Source organism: Pseudomonas chlororaphis (assembly GCA_001023535.1).
Taxonomy (GTDB): Bacteria; Pseudomonadota; Gammaproteobacteria; order Pseudomonadales; family Pseudomonadaceae; genus Aquipseudomonas; species Aquipseudomonas chlororaphis_E.
In genome coordinates, this window is the sequence record CP011020.1 from 1,404,980 (window position 1) to 1,426,942 (window position 21,963).

At 63.3% G+C, this 21,963-nt stretch carries 22 protein-coding genes and 1 pseudogene; 19 read left to right on the forward strand and 4 right to left on the reverse strand.

Translation table 11 applies throughout. The annotated features are described in order from the left end of the window. Window positions 1–13: 13 nt before the first annotated feature. The gene (gene rpmE, locus VM99_06035) at window positions 14–235 is read right to left on the reverse strand and encodes a 50S ribosomal protein L31 (GenBank protein ID AKJ97638.1); all 222 of its coding nucleotides are present in this window, start codon (window positions 233–235) and stop codon (window positions 14–16) included. Window positions 236–523: 288 nt separating this feature from the next. Here rpmE and VM99_06040 point away from each other — a divergent pair, with 288 nt between their 5' ends. From VM99_06040 to VM99_06085, 10 genes are all read left to right on the forward strand, one after another. Further along, window positions 524–2,743 (forward strand): primosomal protein N', encoded by a 2,220-nt coding sequence (locus tag VM99_06040; GenBank protein ID AKJ97639.1) that lies wholly within the window; start codon window positions 524–526, stop codon window positions 2,741–2,743. A gap of 262 nt (window positions 2,744–3,005) precedes the next feature. Then, window positions 3,006–4,742, forward strand: coding sequence for an arginyl-tRNA synthetase (locus VM99_06045; GenBank protein AKJ97640.1), 1,737 nt, complete (start codon window positions 3,006–3,008; stop codon window positions 4,740–4,742). Between the two features lies 1 nt (window position 4,743). After that, window positions 4,744–5,439, forward strand: coding sequence for a cell division protein (locus VM99_06050; protein AKJ97641.1), 696 nt, complete (start codon window positions 4,744–4,746; stop codon window positions 5,437–5,439). Window positions 5,440–5,709: 270 nt separating this feature from the next. Continuing rightward, window positions 5,710–6,240 carry an ATP-dependent protease subunit HslV gene (locus VM99_06055; GenBank protein ID AKJ97642.1) on the forward strand — a complete coding sequence of 177 codons (531 nt, stop codon included), beginning with the start codon at window positions 5,710–5,712 and terminating at the stop codon, window positions 6,238–6,240. A gap of 54 nt (window positions 6,241–6,294) precedes the next feature. Continuing rightward, window positions 6,295–7,632: an ATP-dependent protease ATP-binding subunit HslU gene (gene hslU, locus VM99_06060; protein ID AKJ97643.1), complete on the forward strand. Its 1,338-nt coding sequence runs from the start codon at window positions 6,295–6,297 to the stop codon at window positions 7,630–7,632. A gap of 88 nt (window positions 7,633–7,720) precedes the next feature. After that, window positions 7,721–8,098: a 1-(5-phosphoribosyl)-5-[(5-phosphoribosylamino)methylideneamino] imidazole-4-carboxamide isomerase gene (locus tag VM99_06065; GenBank protein AKJ97644.1), complete on the forward strand. Its 378-nt coding sequence runs from the start codon at window positions 7,721–7,723 to the stop codon at window positions 8,096–8,098. A 270-nt stretch (window positions 8,099–8,368) separates the two neighbouring features. After that, a complete protein-coding gene (locus tag VM99_06070) occupies window positions 8,369–10,048 on the forward strand; it encodes a poly(R)-hydroxyalkanoic acid synthase (GenBank protein ID AKJ97645.1) in 1,680 nt (559 codons plus the stop codon). A 258-nt stretch (window positions 10,049–10,306) separates the two neighbouring features. Continuing rightward, window positions 10,307–11,164: a poly(3-hydroxyalkanoate) depolymerase gene (locus VM99_06075; protein AKJ97646.1), complete on the forward strand. Its 858-nt coding sequence runs from the start codon at window positions 10,307–10,309 to the stop codon at window positions 11,162–11,164. A 112-nt stretch (window positions 11,165–11,276) separates the two neighbouring features. Further along, complete coding sequence (locus VM99_06080; GenBank protein ID AKJ97647.1) at window positions 11,277–12,959, forward strand: poly(R)-hydroxyalkanoic acid synthase; 1,683 nt, start codon at window positions 11,277–11,279, stop codon at window positions 12,957–12,959. Between the two features lie 60 nt (window positions 12,960–13,019). Then, window positions 13,020–13,640 carry a TetR family transcriptional regulator gene (locus VM99_06085; GenBank protein AKJ97648.1) on the forward strand — a complete coding sequence of 207 codons (621 nt, stop codon included), beginning with the start codon at window positions 13,020–13,022 and terminating at the stop codon, window positions 13,638–13,640. A 165-nt stretch (window positions 13,641–13,805) separates the two neighbouring features. Here the strand turns inward: VM99_06085 and VM99_06090 are convergent, their stop codons facing one another. From VM99_06090 to VM99_06100, 3 genes are all read right to left on the reverse strand, one after another. Next, window positions 13,806–14,711, reverse strand: a complete 906-nt coding sequence (locus VM99_06090; protein ID AKJ97649.1) for a poly(3-hydroxyalkanoate) granule-associated protein PhaF — start codon at window positions 14,709–14,711, stop codon at window positions 13,806–13,808. Between the two features lie 10 nt (window positions 14,712–14,721). Continuing rightward, complete coding sequence (locus tag VM99_06095; protein ID AKJ97650.1) at window positions 14,722–15,144, reverse strand: poly(3-hydroxyalkanoate) granule-associated protein PhaI; 423 nt, start codon at window positions 15,142–15,144, stop codon at window positions 14,722–14,724. Between the two features lie 260 nt (window positions 15,145–15,404). Beyond that, window positions 15,405–15,680 carry a polyhydroxyalkanoic acid system protein gene (locus tag VM99_06100; GenBank protein ID AKJ97651.1) on the reverse strand — a complete coding sequence of 92 codons (276 nt, stop codon included), beginning with the start codon at window positions 15,678–15,680 and terminating at the stop codon, window positions 15,405–15,407. A gap of 155 nt (window positions 15,681–15,835) precedes the next feature. Between VM99_06100 and ubiE the strand changes: the two genes are divergently transcribed. The 9 genes and pseudogenes from ubiE (at window position 15,836) to VM99_06145 (ending at window position 21,855) form a co-directional block, all read left to right on the forward strand. After that, window positions 15,836–16,606 carry a ubiquinone biosynthesis methyltransferase UbiE gene (gene ubiE, locus VM99_06105; protein AKJ97652.1) on the forward strand — a complete coding sequence of 257 codons (771 nt, stop codon included), beginning with the start codon at window positions 15,836–15,838 and terminating at the stop codon, window positions 16,604–16,606. Then, window positions 16,606–17,230: pseudogene (locus VM99_06110) on the forward strand (sterol-binding protein). The gene ubiE and the pseudogene VM99_06110 overlap by 1 nt, the downstream one beginning before the upstream one ends. Then, window positions 17,227–18,831 (forward strand): ubiquinone biosynthesis protein UbiB, encoded by a 1,605-nt coding sequence (locus VM99_06115; GenBank protein AKJ97653.1) that lies wholly within the window; start codon window positions 17,227–17,229, stop codon window positions 18,829–18,831. The pseudogene VM99_06110 and the gene VM99_06115 overlap by 4 nt, the downstream one beginning before the upstream one ends. Before the next feature lie 81 nt (window positions 18,832–18,912). Continuing rightward, on the forward strand, window positions 18,913–19,311 hold the full coding sequence (hisI, locus tag VM99_06120) for a phosphoribosyl-AMP cyclohydrolase (protein AKJ97654.1): 399 nt from the start codon (window positions 18,913–18,915) through the stop codon (window positions 19,309–19,311). Next, window positions 19,304–19,636, forward strand: coding sequence for a phosphoribosyl-ATP pyrophosphatase (locus tag VM99_06125; GenBank protein AKJ97655.1), 333 nt, complete (start codon window positions 19,304–19,306; stop codon window positions 19,634–19,636). Before hisI ends, VM99_06125 begins: the two co-directional genes overlap by 8 nt. A 24-nt stretch (window positions 19,637–19,660) precedes the next feature. Further along, window positions 19,661–19,930 carry a preprotein translocase subunit SecA gene (tatA, locus tag VM99_06130; GenBank protein ID AKJ97656.1) on the forward strand — a complete coding sequence of 90 codons (270 nt, stop codon included), beginning with the start codon at window positions 19,661–19,663 and terminating at the stop codon, window positions 19,928–19,930. Window positions 19,931–19,940: 10 nt separating this feature from the next. Further along, window positions 19,941–20,360 (forward strand): preprotein translocase, encoded by a 420-nt coding sequence (gene tatB / locus VM99_06135; protein ID AKJ97657.1) that lies wholly within the window; start codon window positions 19,941–19,943, stop codon window positions 20,358–20,360. Continuing rightward, the gene (locus tag VM99_06140) at window positions 20,357–21,151 is read left to right on the forward strand and encodes a twin-arginine protein translocation system subunit TatC (protein ID AKJ97658.1); all 795 of its coding nucleotides are present in this window, start codon (window positions 20,357–20,359) and stop codon (window positions 21,149–21,151) included. The genes tatB and VM99_06140 overlap by 4 nt, the downstream gene beginning before the upstream one ends. Next, window positions 21,148–21,855, forward strand: a complete 708-nt coding sequence (locus VM99_06145; GenBank protein ID AKJ97659.1) for a 16S rRNA methyltransferase — start codon at window positions 21,148–21,150, stop codon at window positions 21,853–21,855. The genes VM99_06140 and VM99_06145 overlap by 4 nt, the downstream gene beginning before the upstream one ends. The last annotated feature ends 108 nt before the right edge of the window (window positions 21,856–21,963 follow it).

Sequence of the window (21,963 nt, forward strand, 5' to 3'; positions counted from 1 at the left end):
AAAATGATCAGCCTCAGGCCTTTTTGGTAGCGCCGAAAGCGCCGAAACGATCGGCGAACTTCTGAACGCGGCCGCCGGTATCCAGAGTCTTTTGCTTACCGGTGTAGAACGGGTGGCATTCGTTGCAAACGTCGATCGCCAGGGCTTTGCCGTAGGTCGAACGGGTTTCGAACTTGTTGCCGCAGCTGCAAGTCACGGCAATTTCTGGGTATTCCGGATGGATATCGGTTTTCATGGTGTTTCCTCAGGCTAGCGTGCCGCCACCCAACACTATTGTTGAATACCGCACGTAATTAGGCCGCGGATTCTACCAGACATCGCCAATCACGCAAGCTATGCCTTGTACCAACCGTCTGCTAGGCTCCCGGCCTCATGCACGATACCAATGTGGGAGCGGGCTTGCCCGCGAAGGCGGTGAATCAGTTTGCGGTAATGCCGACTGTGCCACCGCTTTCGCGGGCAAGCCCGCTCCCACAGGAATTGCGCCCAGCCTTTTGAACATGCCTGTCATTGAGATCCCCGCGTGCCCAACGCCATTCTGCGCCTTGCCCTGCCTTCGCCCCTGCGCCGCCTGTTCGACTACCGCGCTCCGGCCGGGGTCCCGCGCGCCCAGTTGCAGCCGGGCATGCGCCTGCGGGTGCCGTTCGGCCGACGGGAGATGATCGGGATCCTGGTGGAGGTCACCGACCACAGCGAAGTACCGGCCGACAAGCTCAAGCCGGCCCTGGCGCTGCTCGACGCCACGCCGCCGCTGCCGGCCTCGCTGTTCAAGCTGTGCCTGTGGACTGCCCAGTATTACCAGCACAGCCTCGGCGATACCTTGAGCTGGGCATTGCCGGTGCTGTTGCGCCAGGGTGAGCCGGCCGAGGCGCGCCAGGAGCGGTTCTGGTCGGTGGCGCCGGGCGCGAGCCTGGACGATCCACGCATCGCCCGCGCGCCGCGCCAGCGCGAGGCCTTGGCGACCCTGGCCCAGCACCCCCACGGCGTGGCGCATCAATTGCTGAGCAAACTGATGCTCAGCAAGGACAGCCTCGACCTGTTGCTGGCCAAGGACCTGGTCCAGGTAGACGTTCGCCGGCATGCCCCGGGCCTGCGCCATGAGCACTGGCTAGCCCAGCCGGAACTGCCGCTCAACACCGAGCAACGGGCCGCTTGCGAGGCGATCCGCGCAGGCTTCGACAGCTACCATGCCTTTCTCCTGGCGGGCGTCACCGGCAGCGGCAAGACCGAGGTCTATCTGCAACTGATCCGCCAGGCCCTTGAAGCCGGCAAGCAGGCCCTGGTGCTGATTCCGGAAATCAATCTCGGCCCGCAAACCCTGGCGCGCTTCGAGCAACGCTTCAACGCCCGGATCGCCCTGGTGCACTCGGCGGTCAATGACCGCGAACGCCTGGACGCGTGGCTCGCCGCCCGGGATGGCGAGGCCGACATCATCATCGGCACCCGCTCGGCCCTGTTCACGCCGATGAAAAACCCCGGCCTGATCATCATCGACGAAGAACACGACGGCTCCTATAAACAGCAGGAAGGCCTGCGCTACCACGCCCGCGACCTGGCGCTGGTACGCGCCCGCCAGGAAAACATCCCGATTGTCCTCGGTTCCGCGACGCCGTCCCTGGAAAGCCTGCACAACGCCTACACCGGCCGCTACGGCCTGCTGCGCCTGAACGAACGGGCCGGCGGCGCCAAACAGCCGCGTTTCCTGCGCCTGGACGTGAAAAGCCGTCCGCTGGACAGCGGTATTTCCGGCCCCATGCAGCAAGCCATCGGCCAAACGCTTGCCGCCGGCCAGCAGGTTTTGGTGTTCCTCAACCGCCGCGGGTTCGCCCCGACGCTGCTGTGCCACGACTGCGGCTGGATGTCCGGCTGTGAGCGCTGCGACGCGCGAATGACCGTGCACCAGCGCTCTGGCGAACTGCGTTGTCATCATTGCGGCCACTGCGAACGGGTGCCCCGGCATTGCCCGCAGTGCGGCCGGGTGGACTTGCGTCCGGTGGGCGCCGGCACCGAACGCGCCGAGGAACGCCTGGGCATCCTGTTTCCCGATTACCCCGTACTGCGGGTGGATCGCGACAGCACGTCGCGCAAGGACGCGATGAATCAATTGTTCGCCACGATCCAGAAGGGCCAGCCGTGCATTTTGGTAGGCACGCAGATGCTTGCCAAAGGCCACCACTTTCCACGGGTGACCCTGGTGTCGATCCTCGATGCCGACGGCGGGCTATTCTCCGGTGATTTTCGCGCCAGCGAGCGCATGGCGCAGTTGATTGTCCAGGTCGCCGGGCGCGCCGGGCGGGCGGAAGAGCCAGGCAAGGTCATCATCCAGACGCACCTGGCGGACCATCCGCTGCTGATCCAACTGACCGAACAAGGCTACTTCGCCTTCGCTGAACAAGCCTTGAGCGAACGGCGCAGTGCCGGCCTGCCGCCGTTCGCCCACCTCGCGCTGTTGCGCGCCGAAGCCCACAAGCCCGGGCAGGCCGAAGGCTTCCTCGACGAAGCCTGCAGCGAGGCGGAGCACCTGCTGGCGCAGCAGAATCTCACCGGGATCGAACTATTGGGCCCGGTGCCCGCTCCGATGGAACGGCGGGCCGGGCGCTACCGGGCCCAGCTCCTTTTGCAGGCCAACGCCCGGGCGCCGCTGCACCGTCTGTTGAGTGCCTGGTTGCTGGCGCTGGAGCAGATGCCCAGCGGGCGCGCGGTGCGCTGGTCATTGGATGTGGACCCGGTGGATTTGTATTGAATAGACCACAAGCCTGCCCCTGTGGGAGCGAGCTTGCTCGCGATTGCGACGGTACAGTCGACACTAGCGTCACTGACCCACCGCTATCGCGAGCAAGCTCGCTCCCACAGGAGATCGCATACATCCAGGCCAGCAAGAATAGTCACCACACAGCCCCAACCGACCCGCTACAGTTGGCAAGCTCGCCTGGGCCACGGATAATGCCCAGTTTTTCCACCTGCGCCTCGAAGCGCCGCCGCGCCTGCGGTTGATAGAGAAGACCATGAAAGACACCATTCGCCAGCTCATCCAGCAAGCCATCGCCCGACTCGTCACTGAAGGTGTGTTGCCAGAAGGCCTGTCGCCGGCGATTCAGGTCGAAAACACCCGCGACAAGACCCATGGCGATTTCGCCAGCAACATCGCGATGATGCTGGCCAAGCCGGCCGGCATGAAACCGCGGGACCTGGCGGAGAAAATCATCGCCGCACTGCCGGCCGATGAAAACGTCAGCAAGGCCGACATTGCCGGCCCCGGCTTCATCAACTTCTTCCAGAACACCCAGGCCCTGGCCTCGCGCCTGGACGCCGCCCTGGCCGACGAACGCATCGGCGTGCGCAAGGCCGGCCCGCTGCAGCGCACCGTGGTCGACCTGTCGGCCCCCAACCTCGCCAAGGAAATGCACGTCGGCCACCTGCGCTCGACCATCATTGGCGACGGCGTGGCCCGGGTCCTGGAGTTTCTCGGCGACACGGTGATCCGCCAGAACCACGTCGGCGACTGGGGCACCCAGTTCGGCATGCTGATGGCCTACCTGCAGGAAAACCCCATCACCAGCGATGAGCTGTCGGACTTGGAAAACTTCTACCGCGCCGCCAAGCAACGCTTCGATGAGTCGCCGGAATTCGCCGACCGCGCCCGTGGCCTGGTGGTCAAATTGCAGGCCGGCGATGCCGAGTGCCTGGCGCTGTGGACCCGGTTCAAGGACATTTCCCTGTCCCACTGTCAGAAAATCTACGAACTGCTGAACGTCAAACTGACCATGGCCGACGTGATGGGCGAAAGCGCCTACAACGATGACCTGATCAACGTGGTCAACGACCTGCGGGCCAAGGGCATGCTGGTGGAAAGCAACGGCGCCCAGTGCGTGTTCCTCGACCAGTTCAAGACCGCCGACGGCGAACCGCTGCCGGTGATCATCGTCAAGGCCGACGGCGGCTATCTCTACGCCACCACTGACCTCGCCGCCGTGCGCTATCGCAACCGCGTGCTCGAGGCCGATCGGGTCCTGTACTTCGTCGACCAACGCCAGGCACTGCACTTCCAGCAGGTGTTCGAAGTGGCGCGCCAGGCCGGCTTCGTGACCCGCCCGATGGAGATGGAGCACATGGGCTTCGGCACCATGAACGGCGCCGACGGCCGCCCATTCAAGACCCGCGATGGCGGCACGGTGAAGCTGATCGACCTGCTGACCGAAGCCCAGGACCGTGCCTACACACTGGTCAAGGGCAAGAACCCGGACCTGGCCGAAGACGAGCTGCGCAAGATCGCCAAGGTCGTGGGCATCGATGCGGTGAAATACGCCGACCTGTCCAAGCACCGCACCAGCGACTACAGCTTCAACTTCGACCTGATGCTCAACTTCGAAGGCAACACCGCGCCGTACCTGCTTTACGCCTATACCCGCGTGGCCGGCGTGTTCCGCAAACTGGGCAAACGCTTCGAGGAAGTGGACGGCCGCATCGTGCTTGAAGCCGCCCACGAACAGGAGCTGGCGGCGAAACTGGCGCAGTTCGGCGAAGTGCTGAACAACGTCGCCGACAAGGGCACGCCCCACACCCTGTGCGCCTACCTGTACGATGTGGCCGGGTTGTTCTCCAGCTTCTACGAGAACTGTCCGATCCTCAGCGCACAGACCCCGGAGCAAATGCAGAGCCGCCTGCGCCTCGCCGCGCTGACCGGGCGTACGCTCAAGCAAGGCCTGGAATTGCTGGGCCTGGAAACCCTGGAGCGCATGTAAGTTGGCCGCCAAGAAAAAACCTGCACCCAAACGCGGCGCCAGTCGTTACCAGCCTCCTGCCAAGAAGCCGATTCCAGGCTGGTTGTGGATGGCCATCGGCCTGAGCGTCGGCGCGTTCATTGTGTTCCTGATGAAGCTGGAGCCGGGCCAGGGCGATGACGTCAAGCGCGTCCGCCAGGAGCAGCAGAAAGCCACGCGCATCGCCGAGGCCAACAAGACCCCGCCGAGCCCGACGCAACCGGTGAAGCCGAAATACGACTTCTACACCTTGCTGCCGGAATCGGAAGTCATCGTGCCGCCAGACGCCGTGCCGGAAAAAACCCTGCCGACGCCGCAAGTGCCGACGACGCCGGTGACCCCGGCCGAAGCGGCAAAGATCGACACCGCTCGCGCCCAGGCGGCACTGGCCGGCATCACGCCACCGCCGGCCCCGCCCGTGCAGAAAGCCGCGCCGGTGACCAAGTTCTTCCTGCAGGCCGGCTCGTTCCGCAAGGAAGCCGACGCCGACAAGGTCCGGGCGCAGATCATCCTGCTGGGCCAGTCCGTGTCGGTGGAATCGGGGACCGTGAAGGACGAGACCTGGTACCGGGTATTGGTAGGCCCGTACAGCAACCGGGAAGAGCTGACCAAGGCCCAGAAGCAACTGGCTGGCAGCGGGTTTAGCAACCTGTTGTTACAACAACGCCAGAGCCGCTGAACCAGGCGACACCAACCTCTGTGGCGAGGGGATTTATCCCCGCTGGGCCGCGCAGCAGCCCCAAAAGCTTGAAGCAATTAGCCTGACACTCCGATGACAAGCTTTGGGGCCGCTGCGCGGCCCAACGGGGATAAATCCCCTCGCCACAGGAGCGCTGAGCATCCACCGCACCACTCGTCCATTGCCTCACCCCGCAGTTGAAAAACCCCACCTCACCCCCATATGAGTTCCATCCGGGCATTTTCGCCCCGCTGCGTGGAGACTCTTCCCTTGACCACCATCGTTTCAGTCCGCCGTCATGGCAAAGTCGTCATGGGCGGCGACGGCCAGGTTTCACTGGGCAACACCGTGATGAAAGGCAACGCGAAGAAAGTCCGCCGCCTCTATCACGGTCAGGTCATCGCCGGCTTCGCCGGGGCCACCGCCGACGCCTTCACCCTGTTCGAACGTTTCGAAGGCCAACTGGAAAAACACCAGGGCCACCTGATCCGCGCCGCCGTGGAACTGGCCAAGGAATGGCGCACCGACCGTTCCCTGAGCCGCCTCGAAGCCATGCTCGCGGTCGCCAACAAGGACGCTTCGCTGATCATCACCGGCAACGGCGACGTCGTCGAGCCCGAGGACGGCCTCATCGCCATGGGTTCCGGTGGGGCCTACGCCCAGGCGGCAGCCAGCGCCCTGTTGAAAAAAACCGACCTGTCGGCGCGCGAAATCGTCGAGACTGCCCTGGGCATTGCCGGCGACATCTGTGTCTTCACCAACCACACCCAAACCATTGAGGAGCAGGATCTCGCGGAATAAGCCTGTCCCGGCCCCGTGCCACGGCTCATTTCTGCTTGAGGACCGCCAATTACTATGTCCATGACTCCCCGCGAAATCGTCCACGAACTCAACCGCCATATCATCGGCCAGGACGATGCCAAGCGCGCCGTCGCCATCGCCCTGCGCAACCGCTGGCGCCGCATGCAGCTGCCTGAAGAGCTGCGTGTCGAAGTGACGCCCAAGAACATCCTGATGATCGGCCCGACCGGCGTCGGTAAAACCGAAATCGCCCGCCGCCTGGCCAAGCTCGCCAATGCACCGTTCATCAAGGTCGAGGCGACCAAGTTCACTGAAGTCGGCTACGTCGGCCGCGATGTCGAATCGATCATCCGCGACCTGGCCGACGCCGCGATCAAGCTTTTGCGCGAACAGGAGATCACCAAGGTCCGCCACCGCGCCGAAGACGCCGCCGAAGAGCGCATCCTCGACGCGCTGCTGCCGCCGGCGCGCATGGGCTTCAATGCCGATTCCGCCGCGACCCAGGATTCCAATACCCGCCAACTGTTCCGCAAGCGCCTGCGTGAGGGCCAGTTGGACGACAAGGAAATCGAGATCGAAGTGGCCGAAATGGTCGGCGTCGACATTTCCGCGCCGCCGGGCATGGAAGAGATGACCAACCAGTTGCAGAGCCTGTTCGCCAACATGGGCAAGGGCAAGAAGAAAAGCCGCAAGCTCAAGGTCAAGGAAGCGCTCAAGCTGGTGCGCGAGGAAGAGGCCAGCCGCCTGGTCAACGAAGAAGAGTTGAAGGCCAAGGCCCTGGAGGCCGTCGAGCAGCACGGTATCGTGTTCATCGACGAGATCGACAAGGTGGCCAAGCGCGGCAACGTCGGCGGCGCCGATGTGTCCCGCGAAGGTGTGCAGCGCGACCTGCTGCCGCTGATCGAGGGCTGCACGGTCAACACCAAGCTGGGCATGGTCAAGACCGACCACATCCTGTTCATTGCCTCCGGTGCGTTCCACCTGAGCAAGCCAAGCGACCTGGTGCCTGAACTGCAAGGCCGCCTGCCGATTCGTGTCGAGCTCAAGGCACTGTCGCCGGAAGACTTCGAACGCATCCTCAGCGAGCCTCATGCGTCCCTGACGGAACAGTATTGCGCGCTGCTCAAGACCGAAGGCCTGAACATCGAGTTCACGCCCGAAGGCATCAAGCGCCTGGCGCAGATTGCCTGGCAGGTCAACGAGAAGACCGAGAACATCGGTGCCCGTCGCCTGCACACCCTGCTCGAGCGCTTGCTCGAGGAAGTGTCGTTCAGCGCCGGCGACCTGGCCAGCACCCACGACGAAGCGCCGATCCTGATCGATGCCGAGTACGTCAACAGCCACCTGGGCGAACTGGCGCAGAACGAAGACCTGTCGCGGTATATCCTCTAGAGCTTCGAGCCTCAAGCTGCGAGCTGCAAGCAGGTCACCTCCAGCTTGTAGCTTGTAGCTTGTAGCTTGTAGCTTGTAAGCTGCTTGTATGACCAAACTCCCCACCGCCATCAACCTGCACAAAGCCTCCAAGACCCTGACGCTGAAATACGCGCCGGATGAGGAGTACCACCTGAGCGCCGAGTTCCTGCGGGTGCACTCGCCTTCCGCCGAGGTCCAGGGCCACGGCAAGCCCATCCTGCAATACGGCAAGCTCGGCGTCGGCCTGACCAAGATCGAGCCGGCCGGCCAGTACGCACTAAAACTGACCTTCGACGACGGCCATGACAGCGGACTGTTCACCTGGGACTACCTCTACCAGTTGGCGGTGCGCCAGGAAGACCTGTGGAACGATTATCTTGGCGAACTCAAGGCCGCCGGAAAAACCCGCGACCCGAACACTTGCGTCGTCAAGCTGATGCTCTAGCTCAAGGGCTGGCGCTTTAGGGCGAATTTTCTAGACTCATCTGCTTGAATGTCCGCCCGGCGAGGTCAATGACTGGCCTGCTTGCGAAAAAAATTAAACTCGGGTAACCAATGGAGCTGGCAAGTTCCCTGCAAAGGAACGGGCGAGTTCCCTTGCACATGTTTCCTCATTGGTCACGATGCGGAATTAACGGTCACCCGAGCAGCGTACTGGTATTGGCTGTGGCTTGCGGCACGGCGCCGGTACTCGTCTGACAATGGAGCGTCGTAGATGAGCAACAAGAACAACGATGACCTGAAGTACCAGGCCTCGGAAAATACCCTGGGGTTGAATCCTGTCGTCGGCCTGCGCAGGAAAGACCTGCTGGCCTCTGCTCGAATGGTGCTGACCCAGACCCTCAAGCAACCGTTGCACAGCGCCAAGCACGTCGCCCACTTCGGTGCCGAGCTCAAGAACGTCCTGTTCGGCAAATCCGAGTTGCAACCGGCCAGCGACGACCGTCGCTTCAACGATCCGGCCTGGAGCCAGAATCCTCTCTACAAACGCTACATGCAAACCTACCTGGCCTGGCGCAAGGAATTGCACGCCTGGATCGACGACAGCAACCTCGCGCCCCAGGACATCAGCCGCGGGCATTTCGTGATCAACCTGATGACCGAAGCCATGTCGCCGACCAACTCGGCGGCCAACCCCGCCGCGGTCAAGCGCTTCTTCGAAACCGGCGGCAAGAGCCTGCTGGACGGCCTGTCCCACCTGGCCAAGGACCTGGTGCATAACGGCGGGATGCCGAGCCAGGTCAACATGGGCGCGTTCGAGGTCGGCAAGAGCCTAGGCGTGACCGAAGGCGCGGTGGTGTTTCGCAACGACGTGCTGGAGCTGATCCAGTACCGCCCCATCACCGAGCAGGTCCATGAGCGGCCGCTGCTGGTGGTACCGCCGCAGATCAACAAGTTCTACGTATTCGACCTGAGCCCGGACAAGAGCCTGGCGCGCTTCTGCCTGCGCAGCAACGTGCAGACCTTCATCATCAGTTGGCGCAACCCCACCAAGGAACAGCGCGAGTGGGGCCTTTCAACCTACATCGAGGCGCTCAAGGAAGCGGTGGACGTGGTCACGGCCATCACCGGCAGCAAGGACGTGAACATGCTCGGCGCCTGCTCGGGCGGCATCACCTGCACCGCGCTGCTGGGCCACTACGCGGCCCTCGGCGAGAAGAAGGTCAACGCCATGACCCTGCTGGTGAGCGTGCTCGACACCACCCTGGACACCGACGTGGCGCTGTTCGTCGACGAGCAGACCCTGGAAACGGCCAAGCGCCATTCCTACCAGGCCGGCGTGCTCGAAGGCCGCGACATGGCCAAGGTCTTCGCCTGGATGCGCCCCAACGACCTGATCTGGAACTACTGGGTCAACAACTACCTGCTGGGCAACGAACCGCCCGTGTTCGACATCCTGTTCTGGAACAATGACACCACGCGCTTGCCGGCGGCGTTCCACGGCGACCTGATCGAGATGTTCAAGAGCAACCCGCTGACCCGGCCCAACGCGCTGGAAGTGTGCGGCACCCCCATCGACCTCAAGCGGGTCACGGCCGACATCTTCGCCCTGGCCGGCACCAACGACCACATTACCCCGTGGAAGTCCTGCTACAAGTCGGCCCAGTTGTTTGGCGGCAAGGTGGAGTTCGTGCTGTCGAGCAGCGGCCACATCCAGAGCATCCTCAACCCACCGGGCAACCCGAAGGCGCGCTACATGACCGGCGATGACCTGCCCGCCAAGGCCGAGGACTGGCAGGAGAACTCCACCAAGCACACCGACTCCTGGTGGCTGCACTGGCAAGCCTGGCAGGCCGAACGCTCGGGCAAACTGAAAAAGGCGCCCACGGTGCTGGGCAACAAGACCTATGTGGCCGGCGAAGCGGCGCCCGGCACTTATGTGCATGAGCGGTAATGGATGCAACTCGTCTGACGCGGAAGTGGACCTGCTCACGAATACATCCCGCCAGCCGACATTAATGCAAGGCCCGCACCGCCGGCGAACATAAAGCTCATGTTCACAGCGGATCCCATGTGGGAGCGAGCTTGCTCGCGATGACGGTGTGTCAGCCTACATGGCTGTTGGATGTGCCGCCGTCATCGCGAGCAAGCTCGCTCCCACAGGGAATCGGGAAAAATGAAAGATCGCGACATAACCCACAGGGCTTGAAGCATGCCGCAACCGTACATCTTCCGTACCGTCGATCTGGATGGCCAGACCTTGCGCACCGCGGTACGTCCCGGCAAGCCTCACTTGACGCCCCTGCTGATCTTCAATGGCATCGGCGCCAACCTTGAGCTGGTGTTCCCGTTCATCCAGGCCCTGGACCCGGACCTGGAAGTCATCGCCTTCGATGTGCCGGGTGTCGGCGGCTCATCGACGCCCAGCCGGCCGTATCGTTTTCCGGGCCTGGCGAAGCTCACCGCGCGGATGCTCGATTACCTCGACTACGGCCAGGTCAACGCGATTGGCGTGTCCTGGGGGGGCGCACTGGCCCAGCAGTTCGCCTACGACTACCCCGAGCGGTGCAAGAAACTGGTGCTGGCGGCCACGGCGGCCGGCGCGGTGATGGTGCCGGGCAAACCGAAAGTGCTGTGGATGATGGCCAGCCCGCGACGCTACGTGCAGCCCTCCCATGTGATGCGCATTGCCCCGCTGATCTATGGTGGCTCGTTCCGTCGCGACCCGGGGCTGGCGGCCAGCCACGCGGCCAAGGTGCGCTCGGCCGGCAAGCTGGGGTACTACTGGCAACTGTTCGCCGGCCTCGGCTGGACCAGCATCCACTGGCTGCACAAGATCCACCAGCCGACCCTGGTGCTGGCCGGCGACGACGACCCGCTGATCCCACTGATCAACATGCGCATGCTGGCCTGGCGCATCCCCAACGCCCAGTTGCACATCATCGATGACGGCCATCTGTTCCTGATCACCCGGGCCGAGGCGGTGGCGCCGATCATCATGAAGTTCCTGCAGGAGGAACGTCAGCGCGCGGTGATGCATCCGCATCCGTCGCCGCTGGGCGGCGGCTGACGCAGCCCATTAGCGCCTGGCAGGACGCCGGATCGCGCAACTACCCGAAACAGCGACTATGTTGTCTGGTTCGGTGCGTTTGTTTTTAGCCTGATGACGAAGGAGTTGACTCATGCGCGACAAGCCGGCAAAGGATTCCATGCCCGCCCCTGCCAGCTTCATCAACGCCCAGAGCGCGGTCACCGGCTTGCGTGGCAGGGACTTGCTGTCCACCTTGCGCAGCGTGGCCGCCCACGGTCTGCGCAACCCGGTGCACAGCGCCCGGCATGCGTTGCGGCTGGGCGGCCAGCTGGGACGCGTGTTGCTGGGTGAAACCCTGCACGCCGCCAACCCCAACGACCCGCGCTTCGCCGATCCCACCTGGCAGCTCAATCCGTTCTATCGGCGCAGCCTGCAGGCGTACCTGAGCTGGCAAAAACAGGTCAAGAGCTGGATCGACGAGAGCACCATGGACCCGGATGACCAGGCTCGCGCCCACTTCGCCTTCGCCCTGCTCAACGACGCCGTGTCGCCGTCCAATACCTTGCTCAACCCGCTGGCGGTCAAGGAACTGTTCAACTCCGGCGGCAGCAGCCTGGTCCGCGGGATCAGCCACCTGGTGGACGACCTGCTGCACAACGACGGTTTGCCACGGCAAAGCACGCCCCACGCCTTCGAGGTCGGCAAGACCCTGGCCACCACGCCCGGCTCGGTGGTGTTTCGCAACGACCTGCTGGAACTGATCCAGTACCGGCCCATGAGCGAAAAACAGTACGCCAAGCCGTTGCTGATCGTGCCGCCGCAGATCAACAAGTTCTACATCTTCGACCTGAGCCCCTCCAACAGCTTCGTCCAGTACGCCCTGAAGAACGGCTTGCAGGTGTTCATCATCAGTTGGCGCAACCCCGACGTCCGCCACCGGGAATGGGGGCTGTCCAGCTACGTCGAGGCCACGGAAGAAGCCATGAACGTCTGCCGGGCCATCACCGGCGCCCGCGAGGTCAACCTGATGGGTGCCTGCGCCGGCGGCATGACCATCGCCGCCCTGCAAGGCCACCTGCAAGCCAAGCGCCAGCTGCGCCGGGTCGCCAGTGCCACCTACCTGGTGAGCCTGCTGGATAGCCAGATGGACAGCCCGGCCGCGCTGTTCATCGACGAGCAAACCCTCGAAGCCGCGAAGCGCCGCTCCTACCAGAGGGGCATCCTCGACGGTCGTGACATGGCCCGGGTGTTCGCCTGGATGCGCCCCAACGACCTGATCTGGAGCTATTTCATCAACAACTACCTGCTGGGCAAGGAGCCGCCGGCGTTCGACATCCTCTACTGGAACAACGACCACACCCGGCTGCCGGCGGCCTACCACGGCGACCTGCTGGACTTCTTCAAGCACAACCCGCTGACCCATCCCGGCGGCCTGGAGGTGTGCGGCACGCCCATCGACCTGCAGAAAGTGACGGTGGACAGCTTCAGCGTCGGCGGAATAAACGACCACATCACGCCATGGGATGCGGTGTACCGCTCGACCCTGCTGCTGGGGGGCGACCGACGCTTCGTGCTGTCCAACAGCGGCCACGTCCAGAGCATCCTCAACCCACCGGGTAACCCCAAGGCCAACTACATCGAGAGCCCGAAACTGAGCAGCGATCCCCGGGCCTGGTACTACGACGCCCAGCACGTCGAAGGCAGCTGGTGGACGCAATGGCTGGGCTGGATCCAGGAACGCTCCGGCGCCCAGCGCGAAACCCTGATGACCCTGGGCAACGCGAACTATCCGCCCCTGGAGGCGGCCCCCGGTACCTATGTCCGCGTGCGCTGAGGCCCCAACGCCACGGCCGACCAATGGCCGTGGCACGACTTGATCAATTAAGAAGACCGGATGAAAACCCGCGACCGCATCCTTGAATGCGCCCTGCAATTGTTCAACGAAAAGGGCGAGCCGAACGTTTCCACCCTGGAAGTGGCCAATGAAATGGGCATCAGCCCCGGCAACCTCTACTACCACTTCCACGGCAAGGAGCCACTGGTCCTCGGCCTGTTCGAGCGATTCCAGGGTGAACTGGCGCCGCTGCTGGACCCACCGGCACAAGTGCGGTTGGCACCGGAGGACTACTGGCTGTTCCTGCACCTGATCGTCGAGCGCCTGGCCCAGTACCGGTTCCTGTTCCAGGACCTGTCGAACCTGGCCGGGCGCCTGCCGAAACTGGCCAAGGGCATCCGCCAGTTGCTCAACGCCCTCAAGCGCACCCTCGCGTCGCTGCTGGCGCAACTGAAGGCCCAGGGACTGCTGGTCAGCGATACCCAGGCCCTGGGGCAACTGGTGGAGCAGATCACCATGACCTTGCTGTTCTCGCTGGATTACCAACGCATTCTCGCTCGCGAGGGCGAGGTCCGGCTGGTGGTCTACCAGATCATGATGCTGGTGGCGGCGCACTTGCTGCCGCAGGTGAAAGCCGCCACCGAACAGTTGGCGCTCCAATACCTGGAAGACCACGATTAGCAACCTGTGGGAGCGGGCTTGCTCGCGAATGCGGTGCGGCATTCAGCATCGATGCTGGCTGATCCATCGAATTCGCGGGCAAGCCCGCTCCCACATTGGATGGGTGGCAACGCAAACAAAAACGCCCGACCTTCACAGGCCGGGCGTTTTGATTTGCCCTGTAAATCAGGACTGACTGGTAGGCGTCGTTGGAGCCGGCGCTGGCGTCGGGTTGGCCACCGGAGCCGGTGCCGAGGCGGAGTTCGCCGTGCTCGCCACAGGGGCTGGCTTGGCGGCCGCCGTCGGTGCCTTGGGGGCTGCGGCTTTTGGTGCGGCTGGTTTTTTCACGGCAGGTTTCTTCGCCGCCGCGGGTTTGGTCGCAGGCTTGGCGGCCGGCTTCGCGGCTGTCTTGGTGGCAGCAGGTTTGGCCGCTGCGGTTTTCGCCGCCGGCTTGGCCGCTGGCTTGGCTGGAGCCTTTGCCGCGGTGGTCTTGGCCGCTACCGGTTTAGCCGCAGCCTTGGCAGCAGGCTTGGCCGCCGCGGTTTTCGCCGCTGGTTTGGCCGCCGGCTTGGCAGCGGTTTTGGCCGCGGCCTTGACCAGAGGCTTGGCCGCTGTCTTGCTGGCCGGCTTGGCCGCAGCAGTCTTGCTCGCCGCAGGCTTGGCTGCCACCGGGGTCACCTTGGCACCGGTGAGTTTTTCGATCTGCTTGGTCAGGGTGTCGACCTTGCTGTGCAACGCCTTCACTTCATTGCGGCTTGGTACACCCAGACGGGAGATCGCGCTGTTCAGGCGCTTGTCGAAAGCCCCTTCCAGTTCGTCCCACTTGCCCAGTGCCCGATCCTTCACGCCGCCGATGCGCGACTTGGCGGACTCGGCAGAGCCCTTGGCGGCATCGACCTGCTTGCTGACCGCCGTCTTGGTGAGTTTTTCGGCCTTCTCGCCGTCCTTTACCAGGGACTCGAAGAGTTTGCTGCCGTCAGAGTCGATCTTCGAGTACACGCCTAAACCAGCCAGCCAGATTTTGCGGGAGTACTTTTCAATCGTCCCGGCCCACGAGCTGCCTTCTTTTTCTGTGCTTTTTTTACCAGCCATCCCGTTCTCCTTAATGTTTACGCGCAACACGCTCGAGCAATGCCGTCAGCTCATCGAGCTTGACAGAGAGTGCCTCAACGTCATGTTTAGACGGAATGCCGATACGATTCAAGGCACTTGCAACACGAGCATCAAATACCTTTTCTACTTTATCGAGCTGAACTTCAACCCTGGCCTTGAACGTATTAACGTCGGACTTGACTTCCATCAACTCACTGTTGGCGGCTTCAAGTTTTCCGGCAACGCTCTTTTTGCCTTTGGTTTCAACAACTTCGCCAGCCTTGATCAATTCCTGGAAGTATTCGCTGCCTTCCTGTCCAACCTTCGCGTAGGCGCCCAGGCCAGCCAGCCAGATCTTGCGCGCGTACGTTTTCACGTCGCTTAGCGTGGAAGATTCAACGTCGGTTTTTTTCTTCAGGACAACTTTGGCCATGGTGCACCTCACTCGCAGATGGGTTTGAGGAACTGCCCGCACACGGACGGGCTCAGGCACAAAGTAGTGACAATAATTAGAAAGGGCACCCTAACAACTGACACAGAGTGGGCGATGATTGACCACGGGTGGGAGCGGGCTTGCTCGCGAATGCGGTGGATCAGTCAACATCAATACTGAATGTCATACCGCATTCGCGAGCAAGCCCGCTCCCACAGCGTTTGGTGGTGAACTTGAGGCGGTATCCTCCTTGCGATCAATCAGGCCAACGCTTTATCCAGCGCCTTTTCAATCTCAGTCTTGATCGTCCCGCTCATCGCCGACATCAACATGCCCAGTTCCACGTCGATACGGATCGAGTCCTCACCGACCAGCACTTCGCCCTTGACCCCGGAGCGCTTGAGTTTGAGCGTGTCACCGACCCATTGCGGCTCCAGGCCGTAGCTCTCGGACAACTTCTGCGCCAACTTGTCGGCCTTGGCACGGGCCGCTTCCTTGCCCAGGTCATGGGCACGTTCAACAGTAATACGGGCCATCGGGTGACTCCTGTTTTATCGGGACTTGCCTGAACGTTTCAGACCCTGGCTGCGTCAAAACGTCCTGGCGGTGGCTCATCTTACCTTCAGCCTTGCCAAGACAAAGCCCTCCACCGGGATTAGAATGTCCCGCATTCTTTTTTGGTGACAGCGATATGACTGACCCGCGCAAAGGCAGCGATGCCGAACCCACCACTCACTTCGGCTTCAAGAACGTGCCGGAAAGCCAGAAGGCGGAAAAAGTCGCTGAGGTTTTCCACTCGGTGGCCGCCAAGTATGACTTGATGAACGACCTGCTCTCGGGCGGCATGCACCGCCTGTGGAAGCGCTTTGCGATCGAACTGTCGGGCGTGCGCAGCGGCAACCGCGTGCTGGACATCGCGGGCGGCACCGGCGACCTGACGAAGAAGTTCTCTCATATCGTCGGGCCGACCGGCCAGGTGGTGCTCGCCGACATCAACGAATCCATGCTCAAGGTCGGCCGTGACCGCCTGCTGGACCTGGGGGTGGCCGGCAATGTCGAGTTCGTCCAGGCCGACGCCGAGAAGCTGCCATTCCCGGACAACCACTTCGACTGCGTGACCATCGCCTTCGGCCTGCGCAACGTCACCCACAAGGAAGACGCCCTGCGCTCGATGCTGCGGGTGCTCAAGCCCGGCGGACGCCTGCTGGTGCTGGAGTTCTCCAAGCCGACCAACGCGCTGATGTCCAAGGCCTACGACGCCTACTCGTTCGCCTTCATGCCGCTGATGGGCAAGCTGATCACCAACGACTCGGAAAGCTATCGCTACCTGGCCGAATCGATCCGCATGCACCCCAACCAGGAAACCCTGAAGTCGATGATGGTGGACGCCGGCTTCGACCGCGTGACCTACCACAACATGACGGCCGGCATCGTCGCCCTGCACCGCGGTATCAAGCCCTGATGCTGCTCACCGGCCTGCTCGCCAGCGTCGAACTCGGTATCAACCGCGTCCTGCGCCTGGACAGCACGGCGCTCGCGCGCCTGGCGCCCTTGAGCGGCAAGGTGATTGCCGTCGACTGCCGCAGCCCGGCGCTGCAACTGTTCCTCCTGCCCAGCGACGAAGGCCTGATGCTCGCCGCACGCTGGGAAGCCGAGGCGGACTGTACGCTGCGGGCCCCGGCGTCGAGCCTGTTGAGCCTGGCCTTGAGCAAGGACAAGACCGCGGTCCTGCACCGCCCCGACGTCGAGCTCGACGGCGACAGCGGCGTGCTGCTGGAGCTGGCGGCGGTCCTCCAGGACCTGGAGCTGGACTGGGAGTATGAAGTGTCCCGATGGCTCGGCCCGGTGGCTACCCCACTGCTCGGCGGCCACCTGCGCAGCCGCGCCCGCTGGTACCGCCAGGGGTTCGCCAGCCTGGGACAGAACCTGAGCGAGTACCTGGCCGAGGAATCGCGTACGCTCGTCGGCCAACGCGAAGCCCAGGCCCGCTTTAATGAACTGGACCAGGTCAAGCTTGACCTGGAACGACTCGAGGCGCGTTTCGAGCGCCTTTCCCGATCCCTTGAAACCAAGCGATAACGCATGAAGCTGCTTGCCGTCCGCCGTTTGTTGCGCATCCAGCGCGTCGTGATTCGCTACCGCCTCGATGACCTGCTGTTCGCCCTGCCGTTGCCCTGGTTTCTCCTGGCGCTGCGCTTCGTGCTGCCGTGGCGCTGGCTGCCCCGGCGCACCCTGGACCTGAGTCGCGGCGCACGCCTGCGCCTGGCCTTGCAGGACCTGGGGCCGATCTTCATCAAGTTCGGGCAGATCCTCTCGACCCGTCGCGACCTGTTGCCCGAAGACATCGCCGATGAGCTGATGCTGCTGCAAGACCGCGTGCCGCCGTTCGACTCCAAGGTGTCGGTGGCACTGATCGAAGGGCAGTTGGGCAAGAAAATCAGCGAAGTCTTCAGCCGCTTCGACGTCGAGCCCCTGGCCTCGGCCTCCGTGGCCCAGGTGCACGCCGCACAACTCAAGAGCGGCGAAGAAGTGGTGGTCAAGGTGATCCGCCCGGGCCTCAAGCCGATCATCGCCCAGGACCTGGCATGGCTGTTCATCCTCGCCCGCGCCGCCGAGCGGCTGTCGGCCGATGCACGCCTGCTGCACCCGGTGGACGTGGTCCAGGACTACGAGAAAACCATCTACGACGAACTCGACCTGCTGCGCGAGGCGGCCAACGCCAGCCAGTTGCGCCGCAACTTCGAAGGCTCGCCACTGCTCTACGTGCCGCAAGTCTACTGGGACTGGTGCCGGCCGAAAGTGCTGGTGATGGAGCGCATCTACGGCATTCAGGTCACCGACCTGGCGACCCTGGCCGACCAGCGCACCGACATGAAGATGCTCGCCGAACGCGGCGTGGAAATTTTCTTCACCCAGGTGTTCCGCGACAGTTTCTTCCACGCCGACATGCACCCGGGCAACATCTTCGTCAGCACGGTGCAGCCGTGGAGCCCACAGTACATTGCCATCGACTGCGGCATCGTCGGCAGCCTCACCCCGGAAGACCAGGACTACCTGGCCCGCAACCTGTTCGCCTTCTTCAAGCGCGACTACCGCCGAGTGGCCCAGTTGCACATCGACTCTGGCTGGGTGCCGGCCGAGACCAAGCTCAACGAATTCGAAGCGGCGATCCGCACCGTGTGCGAACCGATCTTCGAAAAACCGTTAAAGGATATTTCTTTCGGCCAGGTGCTGATGCGCCTGTTCCAGACCGCACGCCGCTTCAACATGGAAGTCCAGCCGCAACTGGTGCTGCTGCAAAAGACCCTGCTGAACATCGAAGGCCTCGGTCGCCAGCTGTACCCGGACCTGGACCTGTGGAACACCGCCCAGCCCTTCCTCGAACGCTGGATGCGCGAGCGCGTCAGCCCGCGCACCTTGCTGGGCAACGTGCAGAGCCAGTTCGAGCAGATCCCGCACCTGGCCAACATGACCCGCGACCTGCTGGAACGTATGTCCCAGCCCCATGCCCAGGATCCGCCACCGCCCTGGCACAAGCGCAAGGACGACTGGTTCCTGCGCCTGCTCGGCGCGGCCCACCTGGGCGGTGGCGCGGTGCTGGCCAGCGGCGGGCCGTTGAGCGAACTGGGCCACTGGCCGGCCGGTGTCATGGTAGTGGTGGGTCTGTATCTGGTCGTTCGCCGATAGCCAGCACCGGTTCGCACTGGCACACTGTTTCAACGCTGGGCCCGCCGACGCCAAGTGCGCGGCCCATTGTCGGAGTCGAAGATGAAAAACTGGCAGGACGAGATCAAGTGGGACGCTGACGGCCTGGTGCCGGCCATCGCCCAGGATCACAAGACCGGGCGCGTATTGATGATGGCCTGGATGAACCGCGAGGCACTGGCCCTGACCGCCGCCGAGAACCGCGCCATCTATTGGTCACGTTCGCGTGGCAAGCTGTGGCGCAAGGGTGAAGAGTCCGGACATGTCCAGCACCTGCATGAGATGCGCCTGGACTGCGACGGCGACGTCATCATCCTGATGGTCGAACAGGTCGGCGAGATCGCCTGCCACACCGGCCGTCAAAGCTGCTTCTATCGCGTCTTCGAGAACGGCGACTGGAAAACCGTCGACCCGGTGCTCAAGGACCCGCATGCCATTTATTCAGGACATCCCCATGAGTGACACCCTGACCCGCCTGGCCCAGGTGCTGGAAGAGCGCAAGGGCGCCGCGGCCGACAGCTCCTATGTCGCCAGCCTGTACCACAAGGGTTTGAACAAGATTCTGGAAAAAGTCGGCGAAGAGTCGGTCGAGACCATCATCGCCGCCAAGGACGCCGCCATCAGCGGTGACTGCAGCGACGTGATCTACGAGACCGCCGACCTGTGGTTCCACAGCCTGGTCATGCTGGCCCAACTGGGGCAGCATCCACAGGCCGTACTGGATGAACTGGACCGTCGCTTCGGTCTGTCCGGGCATGTCGAGAAAGCCTCGCGTCCGTCCGCCTGATCAACTCTTGAGAGGAATAGCCACATGGGTATTTTTGACTGGAAACACTGGATCGTCATCCTGGTCGTCGTGGTGCTGGTGTTCGGCACCAAGAAACTGAAGAACCTCGGCACCGATGTCGGCGAGTCGATCAAGGGCTTTCGCAAGGCCATGAACGATGACGAAAAACCCGCCGACCCGAGCGCGGCACCGGCCCAACCTGTCCATCCCCAGGCGACCCAGCCTGTGAGTGCGCCGCACACCATCGACGTGCAGGCCCAGAAAGTCGAAGAGCCGACCCGCAAAGACTCGTGAGCACTGACTAATGTTTGGGATCAGCTTCACTGAACTGCTGCTCGTCGGCCTCGTTGCCCTGCTGGTCCTGGGCCCCGAGCGCCTGCCGGGTGCTGCGCGCACCGCCGGTCTGTGGATCGGGCGCCTGAAGCGCAGCTTCAACGCGATCAAACAGGAAGTTGAACGTGAAATCGGTGCCGACGACATCCGTCGGCAACTGCACAACGAACACATCCTGTCCCTGGAGCAGGAAGCGCGCAAAATCCTCACGCCGACCCAGCAGGAGCCGACGCCGGTCGCCCCTGCGGTCGAGCCGACGATTGCCCCGCAAGCGCCGGCGACCGATGCGTTGCAGGCACCGGCCGAACCAGCCAAACCAGTGGAGCCGGCCCCGACGGCCACGCCCCCAGCCGCTCCCAACGACCCTACATTGCCGCCGCGAGCCCCATGAGCAATATCCCAGAGCATGACCAGCCGATGCCGCTGGTATCGCACCTCACCGAGCTGCGCACGCGCCTGCTGCGTTGCGTCGCGGCGGTCTTCATTATCTTTGCCGGGCTGTTCGCCTTCACCCAGCAGATCTACACCTTCGTCTCCACGCCGCTGCGCCAGTACCTGCCGGCCGGCGCGACGATGATCGCCACCGACGTGTCGTCACCGTTCCTGACGCCCCTGAAGCTGACGATGATGGTCTCGCTGTTCCTGGCGATCCCGGTGATCCTGCACCAGATCTGGGGCTTCATTGCGCCCGGCCTGTACAAGCACGAAAAACGCATCGCCGTGCCGCTGCTGGTGTCCAGCATCCTGCTGTTCTACACCGGCATGGCTTTCGCCTATTTCCTGGTGTTCCCGCTGATCTTCAAGTTCTTCGCCGCCGCCACCCCGGCAGGCGTGGAGATGATGACCGACATCACCAGCTACCTGGATTTCGTCATGACGCTGTTCTTCGCCTTCGGCGTGGCGTTCGAAATCCCCGTGGCGGTGGTGCTGCTGGTGTGGATCGGCGTGGTCGACGTCGAGTACCTGAAGAAGATCCGTCCGTACGTGATCATCGGCTGCTTCGTGGTCGGCATGATCCTGACCCCACCGGACATCTTCTCCCAGACCCTGCTGGCCGTGCCGATGTGGTTGCTGTTCGAGATCGGCGTGCTGTTCGGCGGCCTGGTGCGCAAGCGCAGCGAACACCCGGAAGACGAGACGGTTGACGACCACAACGACCAACCGCCTGCGACCCAAGCGTGAACCTGTTGCTGCTCGAAGAGGCCGACTTCATCGGGCCGGACCGGGTGATCCTGGGCGATCGCCGGCTGACCCATATGCAGGAAGTCCACCGCAGCGCCGTCGGCGACAGCCTGCGGGTCGGGCGCCTCGGCGGCTTGATGGGCACGGCTCAGGTACTGCGCCTGGAAGCCCGCGAGGCCGAGCTGCAGGTGAGCCTCGACCAGCCGCCACCGGCCAAGCTGCCGTTGACGCTGGTGCTGGCCCTGCCTCGCCCCAAGATGCTCCGGCGGGTGTTCCAGACCGTCGCCACCATGGGCGTACCGCGAGTGGTGCTGGTCAACAGCTACCGGGTGGAGAAGAGCTTCTGGCAAACGCCGTTCCTCGAGCCCGAAGCCATTCGCGAGCAATTGATCCTCGGCCTGGAGCAGGCCCGGGACAGCGTGCTGCCCGAGATCATCATCGAAAAACGCTTCAAGCCCTTCGTCGAAGACCGCCTGCCGGCCATCACCCAAGGCACCCTGGGCCTGGTGGGCCACCCGGGCAACCATCCGCCCTGCCCTCGGGCGCTGACGGAGGCGGTGACACTGGCCATCGGCCCGGAGGGTGGCTGGATCCCCTACGAGATCGACCTGCTGGCCAAGGCCGGCCTGCAGCCGGTGCAGCTGGGCGAACGGATCCTGCGGGTCGAGACCGCCGTCACGGCGCTGCTTGCTCGGCTGTTCTGATCCTCGCCGGCTGATCGACGCCCCTCGCCACACCGCCCACGGGCGCATGATCTTCAGTTCATCCCTACAGATCCCTCCCGGCAGGCCGATACAGCGCCGATAAAACAA